This is a genomic window from Mesorhizobium sp. Primo-A (assembly GCF_003997175.1).
GTDB lineage: Bacteria > Pseudomonadota > Alphaproteobacteria > Rhizobiales > Rhizobiaceae > Mesorhizobium > Mesorhizobium ciceri.
Genome location: NZ_RZTG01000013.1, coordinates 238,672 through 246,351 on the forward strand (window position 1 = coordinate 238,672; position 7,680 = coordinate 246,351).

General features: G+C 62.8%; 8 protein-coding genes. 5 read left to right on the forward strand and 3 right to left on the reverse strand.

The annotated features are described in order from the left end of the window. The first annotated feature begins 10 nt into the window (after window positions 1-10). The 5 genes from secDF (at window position 11) to EOC83_RS24425 (ending at window position 5,284) form a co-directional block, all read left to right on the forward strand. A complete protein-coding gene (secDF, locus tag EOC83_RS24405; protein ID WP_013531306.1) occupies window positions 11-2,560 on the forward strand; it encodes a protein translocase subunit SecDF in 2,550 nt (849 codons plus the stop codon). Then, on the forward strand, window positions 2,535-2,978 hold the full coding sequence (locus tag EOC83_RS24410) for an Mth938-like domain-containing protein (protein WP_050580472.1): 444 nt from the start codon (window positions 2,535-2,537) through the stop codon (window positions 2,976-2,978). Before secDF ends, EOC83_RS24410 begins: the two co-directional genes overlap by 26 nt. A gap of 1 nt (window position 2,979) precedes the next feature. After that, window positions 2,980-3,822: a phytoene/squalene synthase family protein gene (locus EOC83_RS24415; protein ID WP_063170250.1), complete on the forward strand. Its 843-nt coding sequence runs from the start codon at window positions 2,980-2,982 to the stop codon at window positions 3,820-3,822. 83 nt (window positions 3,823-3,905) lie between these two features. After that, window positions 3,906-4,334 carry a hypothetical protein gene (locus tag EOC83_RS24420; protein WP_027160420.1) on the forward strand — a complete coding sequence of 143 codons (429 nt, stop codon included), beginning with the start codon at window positions 3,906-3,908 and terminating at the stop codon, window positions 4,332-4,334. Then, window positions 4,334-5,284, forward strand: a complete 951-nt coding sequence (locus EOC83_RS24425) for a sterol desaturase family protein (RefSeq protein ID WP_174564975.1) — start codon at window positions 4,334-4,336, stop codon at window positions 5,282-5,284. The genes EOC83_RS24420 and EOC83_RS24425 overlap by 1 nt, the downstream gene beginning before the upstream one ends. Before the next feature lie 11 nt (window positions 5,285-5,295). Here EOC83_RS24425 and EOC83_RS24430 read toward each other — a convergent pair whose 3' ends face one another. Genes EOC83_RS24430 through trmFO form a run of 3 tightly spaced genes read right to left on the reverse strand, consistent with a single transcriptional unit; the run spans window position 5,296 to window position 7,637 of the window. After that, window positions 5,296-5,613: a type II toxin-antitoxin system ParD family antitoxin gene (locus tag EOC83_RS24430; RefSeq protein WP_013531311.1), complete on the reverse strand. Its 318-nt coding sequence runs from the start codon at window positions 5,611-5,613 to the stop codon at window positions 5,296-5,298. A 44-nt stretch (window positions 5,614-5,657) separates the two neighbouring features. Next, the gene (locus tag EOC83_RS24435; protein ID WP_063168112.1) at window positions 5,658-6,224 is read right to left on the reverse strand and encodes a hypothetical protein; all 567 of its coding nucleotides are present in this window, start codon (window positions 6,222-6,224) and stop codon (window positions 5,658-5,660) included. 3 nt (window positions 6,225-6,227) lie between these two features. Continuing rightward, window positions 6,228-7,637, reverse strand: a complete 1,410-nt coding sequence (gene trmFO, locus EOC83_RS24440) for a methylenetetrahydrofolate--tRNA-(uracil(54)-C(5))-methyltransferase (FADH(2)-oxidizing) TrmFO (protein ID WP_127325989.1) — start codon at window positions 7,635-7,637, stop codon at window positions 6,228-6,230. Window positions 7,638-7,680 lie beyond the last annotated feature (43 nt).

Sequence of the window (7,680 nt, forward strand, 5' to 3'; positions counted from 1 at the left end):
ACGACGCCATATGTTGTATTTCTCGCGCTTCAAGATGATCCTGATCTGGGTGGCCGTGGCCATCACGGTGATCCTCGCCGCGCCCAACCTGTTCTCCGCCAGCACGCTGGCGCAACTGCCCAACTGGGTGCCGAAGCGGCAGATGACGCTCGGCCTCGACCTGCAGGGTGGTTCGCACATCTTGCTGGAAATGAACCAGAACGATCTGATCAAGGACCGGCTGGAGACGACGCGCGACGAAATCCGCACGCTGCTGCGCGACGCCAAGATTGGCTATACCGGCCTTGCCGGCACGGGGCGGACCCTGCAGGTTCGCATTACCGATCCCGCCCAGATCGATGCCGCCAAGACGGCGCTGAAGACGCTGACCGATCCGGTCGCCGCCGGCCTGTTCACCGGCGGTTCCGTGCAGGAAATGACGCTCGACGATTCCGAGCCCGGCCTGCTCAAGTTCAACGTCACCGATGCCGGCATCAAATACCGCACGTCGACCGCGCTGACGCAGTCGATCGAGGTGGTCGAACGCCGCGTCAACGAACTCGGCACGACCGAACCCATCGTGCAGCGGCAGGGCGACGACCGTATCCTTGTCCAGGTGCCGGGTCTTCAGGACCCGCAAAGGCTGAAGGAAATCCTCGGCCAGACCGCCAAGCTGACCTTCCAGATGGTCGACCAGTCGATGCCGGTGCAGGACGCGCTCAACGGCCGTCCGCCTGCCGGCTCGTCGGTGCTGTATTCGCAGGACGATCCGCCGGTTCCGTATCTGATCGAGAACCGCGTCATCGTCTCGGGCGAAAACCTCGTCGATGCGCAGGCGACCTACAATTCGCAGAACAACGAGCCGGTGGTGTCGTTCCGCTTCGATTCGAAGGGGGCGGCGCGCTTCGGCCAGGCCACGGCGCAAAATGTCGGCAAGCTGTTCGCCATCATCCTCGACAACCAGGTGATTTCGGCGCCGCAGATCCGCGAGCCGATCCTCGGCGGCACCGGCCAGATCTCCGGCAATTTCACCGCCCAGAGCGCCAACGATCTCGCCGTGCTGCTGCGCGCCGGCGCGCTGCCGGCGACGCTAACCGTCATCGAGGAGCGTACCGTTGGTCCGGGCCTTGGCCAGGATTCGATCCATGCCGGCAAGGTTGCCGGCATCATCGGTTCTATCCTCGTCGTTGCCTTCATGTTCGTCGCCTACGGCTTCCTCGGCTTCCTCGCCAACATCGCGCTGGCGGTGCACGTGGCGATGATCGTCGGCGTGCTCTCGCTGCTTGGCGCGACGCTGACCTTGCCTGGTATCGCCGGTATCGTGCTGACCATCGGCATGGCGGTCGATTCCAACGTGCTGATCTACGAGCGCATCCGCGAGGAGCGGCGCGCCGGCCGCTCGGTCATCCAGGCGATCGATACCGGTTTCACCAAGGCGCTGGCGACCATCGTCGATTCCAACATCACCTCGCTGATCGCCACCGTGGTGCTGTTCTATCTCGGTACCGGGCCGGTGAAGGGCTTTGCCATCACCTATGCCATCGGCATTCTGACGACCGTCTTCACCGCCTTCACCTTCACCCGTCTGCTGGTCTCGATCTGGCTGCGGCGTGCTCGCCCGAAGGAATTGCCGAAGGCGCCGGTGACCTTCGTTCCGCCCGGCACCAAGATCCCCTTCATGGGCATCCGTCGCTGGACGTTCACGCTGTCCAGCGCACTTTCGATCCTGTCGGTGGTGCTGTTCATGACCGTCGGCATCAACTACGGCATCGATTTCAAGGGCGGTTCGCTGATCGAAGTGCAGGCCAAGAGCGGCAATGCCGATCTCGCCGACCTCCGCGCGCGGCTGACCGAACTCAACATCGGTGAAGTCCAGGTGCAGCAGTTCGGTACGCCGAACGACGTGCTGATCCGCGTCGGGACGCAGGATGGTGGCGAAAATGCCGAGCAGACCGTCATCGACAAGGTGCGCGGCGAGCTGCAGGATAATTATGACTTCCGCCGCGTCGAAGTGGTGGGACCGACCGTGTCCGGCGAGCTCGCCAAGCAAGGCACGATCGCCATGCTGATCGCGTTGCTCGGTATCCTGATCTATGTCTGGTTCCGCTTCGAATGGCAGTTCGCGGTCGGCGCCATCGTGGCGACGGTGCACGATGTGGTCATGACGCTCGGCTTCTTCGTCATCTCCGGGCTGGAGTTCAACCAGTCGTCACTGGCGGCGATCCTGACGATCATCGGCTATTCGCTGAACGATACGATCGTGGTCTATGACCGTGTCCGAGAGGATCTGCGAAAATACAAGCGCATGCCGCTGCCGCAACTCCTGAACAACGCCATCAACGAGACGCTGTCGAGAACGACGCTGACCTCGGTGACGACGATCCTGGCGCTGCTGGCGCTGGTGCTTTTCGGCGGCGAGGTGATCCGCTCGTTCACCATGGCCATGCTGTTCGGCGTCATCTTCGGCACCTATTCGTCGATCTTCATCGCCGCCCCGCTGCTGATCCTGTTCAAACTGCGGCCGCAGGCTACGGCCGACGAGGAGAAGCCGGTCAATGGCGGCAAGGCGGTCGCGACCTGACGCGCGCCCCCGAAGAGGTTTAACGGTGACCAGCAAAGGCATCGTCATCCGCGAGGCGCATTTCCCGGGCCGCGCGCCGATCGAAGCCTACGGCAATGGCGGATTCCGCTTTGCCGACATGTCGCATCGCGGTTCGCTGCTCTGTCTGCCATCCGGCATCCATGGCTGGGAGCCGGTGGACCCCTTGGCGCTGACGGTGGCGGATTTTGACAGGCTGCTGTCCGAGGCCGACAAGATCGAGATCCTGCTGGTCGGCATGGGCAGGGATCTTCGGCCGTTGCCCGCTGCATTGCGGGCCGCGCTGAAGGCCGCCGGCGTTGCATCCGACCCGATGTCGACGGGGGCCGCGGTGCGGACCTACAATGTCCTTCTGGCGGAAGAGCGCGCCGTGGCCGCCGCGCTCATTGCCGTCGATTGACATGTCTCGAAGCGCTGAAATCGTCATGGACGCGGTGCGCGCCGCCGATCATGATCGCTATCTGACCGCGCTCTACGCGCCGGACGGCAAGCGCGACGCGCTGTTTTCGCTCTACGCCTTCAACGCGGAGATATCAGGTATTCGCGATCGCATCCATGAGGCGCTACCGGGCGAGGTGCGGCTGCAATGGTGGCGCGATGTCATTGCCGCCGGCGGCGAGGCCGGCGCCGGCCATCCCACTGCCGAAGCCGTGAACGCTACGATAGCGACATTCGGCCTGCCGAAGCCGGCCTTCGAGAACATGCTCGATGCGCGCATCTTCGACCTCTACGACGACCCGATGCCGTCGCGCACCGATCTGGAAGGCTATTGCGGCGAGACGGCCGCAGCGCTCATCCAGCTTGCGGCGATGGTGCTCGATCCCGTCGAGGCGCCGCGCTTTGCCGAACTGGCGGGCAGGGCAGGCTGCGCACAGGCGATGACCGGCCTGCTGCTGCTGTTGCCGCTGCACCGCCAGCGCGGACAATGTTTTGTCCCGGCCGACATTCTGGCGGCAGCGGGATCGTCGCCGGAAGAATTCGTCACCGGCGACGGCGGATCCGGCGCCAAACGCGCGGTGGCGGCGATGATGGCGCTGGCACGGGAACATCTTTCCGCCTTCGAGCAAGGCGCACCGGCTCTCCCGGTCTCGCTGCGCCCGGCATTCCTGCCGCTGGCCCTGTCGCGCGCCTATCTCGGCAAGATGGAGAATGGCTCGCCGTTCGGTGGCGTGGCGCGGCTCTCGGCCTTGCGCCGGCATTGGCTATTGCTGCGCCGCGCGAGCAAGGGTTGGCCAGCACTTTGACGTAAACGTCAACCGTGCTAAGAAGTCTCCGCGCCAAAACTGTCGCCATAGACGACAGGCCGGCCGGAGGAGATACCCATTCAATGAGCTTGCCTTTGCTGGTTGCGATCGTCGCCCTTGGCATCGCGCTGTCGGTTGCCGCGGTGCATTTCACTGGCGGCAGCAAGACGGCGACGCTCAGTGGCGCAGATCATGCGAAGAGCCGGTTCGCCGAGGATTTTCCCGACGAGATCGTGGCGGCAGTCCGCCTGACAGCAGATGCCGGGACCGCGTTCCTGGATATCGGGCGAGGGCGCTTCGGGATCGTTCACAGCGTAGGCGACTGCTTCTTGACCCGCATCGTCACGCCTCAAGATGTCACGATTTTGGACGCTGGAGACGGGAATACGGTCTCGCTGCGGCTCGCCGATTTCACCTGGAAGGGCGGCCGCTTCCGCTTTGCCAGCGCAACGGATGCGCAAGGCTTGCTGAAGGCGCTTGAGCCGCAGAGTTTCGGCGGAGAGGCGGCATGATGGACGACTACAATTTTCCGCAGGTCACTCAACTGGCCATCCCGTTCTTCGTTGTCGCGATCCTGATCGAGCTTTGGTTGGTGCGCACCGGCCGTGCCAAGGGTTCGTTCGAAACGCGCGACACATTGACCAGCCTGATGATGGGTACCGGCAATGTCGTTGCCGGGCTGCTGCTTGGCGTCGTGTCCTACTGGGCGTTGCTGTGGCTCTGGCAGTTCCGCGTCTTCAATCTCGGCCTGTCGATCTGGGTCTTTCTGGTGGCCTTCCTGCTCGATGATCTGCGCTACTATTTCTATCACCGCATCGCGCACCGGGTGCGCTGGGTGTGGGCCGAACACGTCAACCACCATTCCAGCCAGCACTACAATCTGTCGACAGCGCTGCGGCAGAGCTGGACGGGCCTGTTCACCTTCATGTTCGTGCTGCAGGCGCCGCTGGTGCTGCTCGGCTTCCACCCGGCGGTGATTGCCTTCACCTTCGGCTTCAATTTGGTCTGGCAATTCTGGATCCACACCGAGACCATCGGCAAGATGTGGGGCTGGTTCGAGTTCGTCTTCAACACGCCCTCACACCACCGCGTCCACCACGCCACCAATCCGCGCTATCTCGACGCCAACTATGCCGGCACGCTGATCATCTGGGACCGCATGTTCGGCACCTTCGTCGGGGAACTGGAAGAAGACCGGCCGCGCTACGGCATCGTCAGGAATCTCGGCACCTTCAATCCGCTGAAAGTGGCATTCCATGAATGGATCGGCATGTTCAGGGATGCCTTTGCGCCCGGTCTGACCTTGAGCGATCGCCTGAACTATCTGATCAAGCCTCCCGGCTGGAGCCATGACGGCTCGCGCGAGACTTCGGAGAGTTTGAAGGCTGCCTATGTCAGGCGAAATCCTGCTGAGGCGGGGAAGCCTGGGTTGCCAAGCGTGGGTGTCGAGCCCGCCGAGTAGAACTTCTTATGTCAGGAGGGTCCGTCGTCATCGCTGTCGTACGCCAATTGCGCGATTCGTTCCCTCACTTGCGCGATGGCGTGATCCAGCGGAATAGCGGGACGCGTATCTTCGATCGAAGCCTTTATCTTGGCCCGGATCGCGGCTAGGCGCTCGGCATGCTCCTCTTCCTCGCGCTGGAAGGCCCGGAGCGCCGCGCGGATGACTTCGCTCGCCGAGCCGAAAGAGCCGTCTTCGACTTTTTGGCGGATAAGGCGGGCCATTGCTGGCGTGACTGTGACAGAAAGTTTCTCGGCGAATTCCGTGGAACGGCTCCCATTGGACAGCAAGTGGGATTGTATCCTGCTTCATCCGTGCGGCCAACGATGAGGTCCTAGCGCCTGGGTTTCGCCCGGCCAGCTTCCGAACCATCCGGCATGGTGGCGCTAATGCGCCGAGTTGTGCCGAAATGCCGGCCGAATTCATGGCCCCCCAAATCTGTAAAATTGGCTTCGAACTCAACCAGCGCGTCGACAATAGCCGGCGCCTCCGAGCTGGGAGCCTCCTGCGTGAATCGTGCACTGAGGTAGGCGCCATGAGGATGTGAGGGATCCAGACGGGCTTGGATCGCCCAGAAGGATGACAGCGAATAGATCGCTTTCATGAAATCCAGAATTAGCCGGTCATTGTAGGGACCTTCGACAGGCTGAACGGCAATGATTCTCTTCAAGCTTCGATCACGGTTCTCATTGTAATTTTCATTTTCGTACAGCCAACCTTGGCCCCCGTGAGGCTGACCTATTAGCGCCTCGATAGCGGGTATATGAACTTCGCGCAGCTTCCGCAGGTTGGTGCATCTGACATAGATGCTCCAGCAAATTTCGTAGTCGCCGGCGAAAGGTTCGCCACTCGGCGGCAGGTCCGACGGCAGAAGCTGGTGCAGCTCGGAGTGCTTGGCCACGGACTACTCGGCGGCTTGCGCTTGTGCCGGCAGCCCTAGCCATTCTCGGCAATCAGCCTGCGCACGCGATGTGATGGCGTGCCGCTTGGCAACGGTCTTGTCCTTGCCGCGCATGCGTTTGCCCTCGGCCTTCGGAGCTTCGACAGGTGGGAACAGGCCGAAATTGACGTTCATCGGCTGGAATGAGCGCTTTCCCGGCTCGTCATCGGAGACAATATGACCGCCGGTGATGTGGTTGAGCAGAGCGCCGAAGGCCGTGGTCAGCGGCGGCAGGGACGGAGCAAGGCCGAGCCGCTCCGCTGCGGCGAAGCGGCCGGCGAGCAGGCCGATGGCCGCACTTTCGACATAGCCTTCGCAGCCGGTGATCTGGCCGGCGAAACGCAGGCCGGGCCGCGACTTCAGTTGCAGCGAAGCGTCGAGCAAGGTCGGCGAGTTGATGTAGGTGTTGCGGTGCAGGCCGCCGAGACGGGCGAAATCAGCGTTTTCGAGACCCGGTATGGTGCGGAAGATGCGCACCTGCTCGGCATGCTTCAACTTGGTCTGGAAACCGACCATGTTGTAGAGCGTGCCCAGCGCATTGTCCTGCCGCAACTGGACGACGGCATAGGCCTTTACCGTCGGATTGTGGGCATTGGTCAGCCCCATCGGCTTCATAGGCCCGTAGCGTAGCGTCTCGACACCGCGCTCGGCCATGACTTCGATCGGCAGGCAGCCGTCGAAATAGGGCGTGCCTTCCCATTGCTTGAATTCGGTTTTCTGGCCGTCGACCAGCGCTTGCACGAAGGCAAGGTACTGGTCCTTGTCCATCGGACAATTGATGTAGTCCTTGCCGGTGCCGCCTGGCCCGACCTTGTCGTAGCGCGACTGGAACCAGCAGGTATTCATGTCGATCGTGTCGAAATGGATGATCGGCGCAATGGCGTCGAAGAAGGCGAGCGCATCGGCGCCGGTCGCTTCCGCGATCGACTGGGCAAGCCCGGGGGCGGTCAACGGACCCGTGGCAACGATCGCCTGGTCCCAATCCGTCGGCGGCAGACCTGGCACTTCCTCGCGCCGGATGGTGATCAGCGGGTGTGCTTCGAGTTTTTTCGTCACGGCATCGGCGAATCCGTCGCGATCGACGGCCAGCGCGCCGCCGGCCGGAACCTGGTTGGCGTCGCCGGCGCTCATGATCAACGAGCCGGCCAGCCGCATTTCGGCGTGCAACAGGCCGACCGCGTTGTTGTCGGCGTCGTCGGAGCGGAAGGAATTGGAACAGACGAGCTCGGCCAGGCTATCGGTCTTGTGCGCATCGGTGCCACGAACGGGCCGCATTTCATGCAGGATGACGGGCACGCCGGCTTGCGCTGCCTGCCAGGCGGCTTCGGAACCGGCGAGGCCGCCGCCGATGATGTGGATTGGGTTTTTGCGCATGAGCGCCGGAATAATGGCTTGGTGGGGCGATTGCAATTGGCGT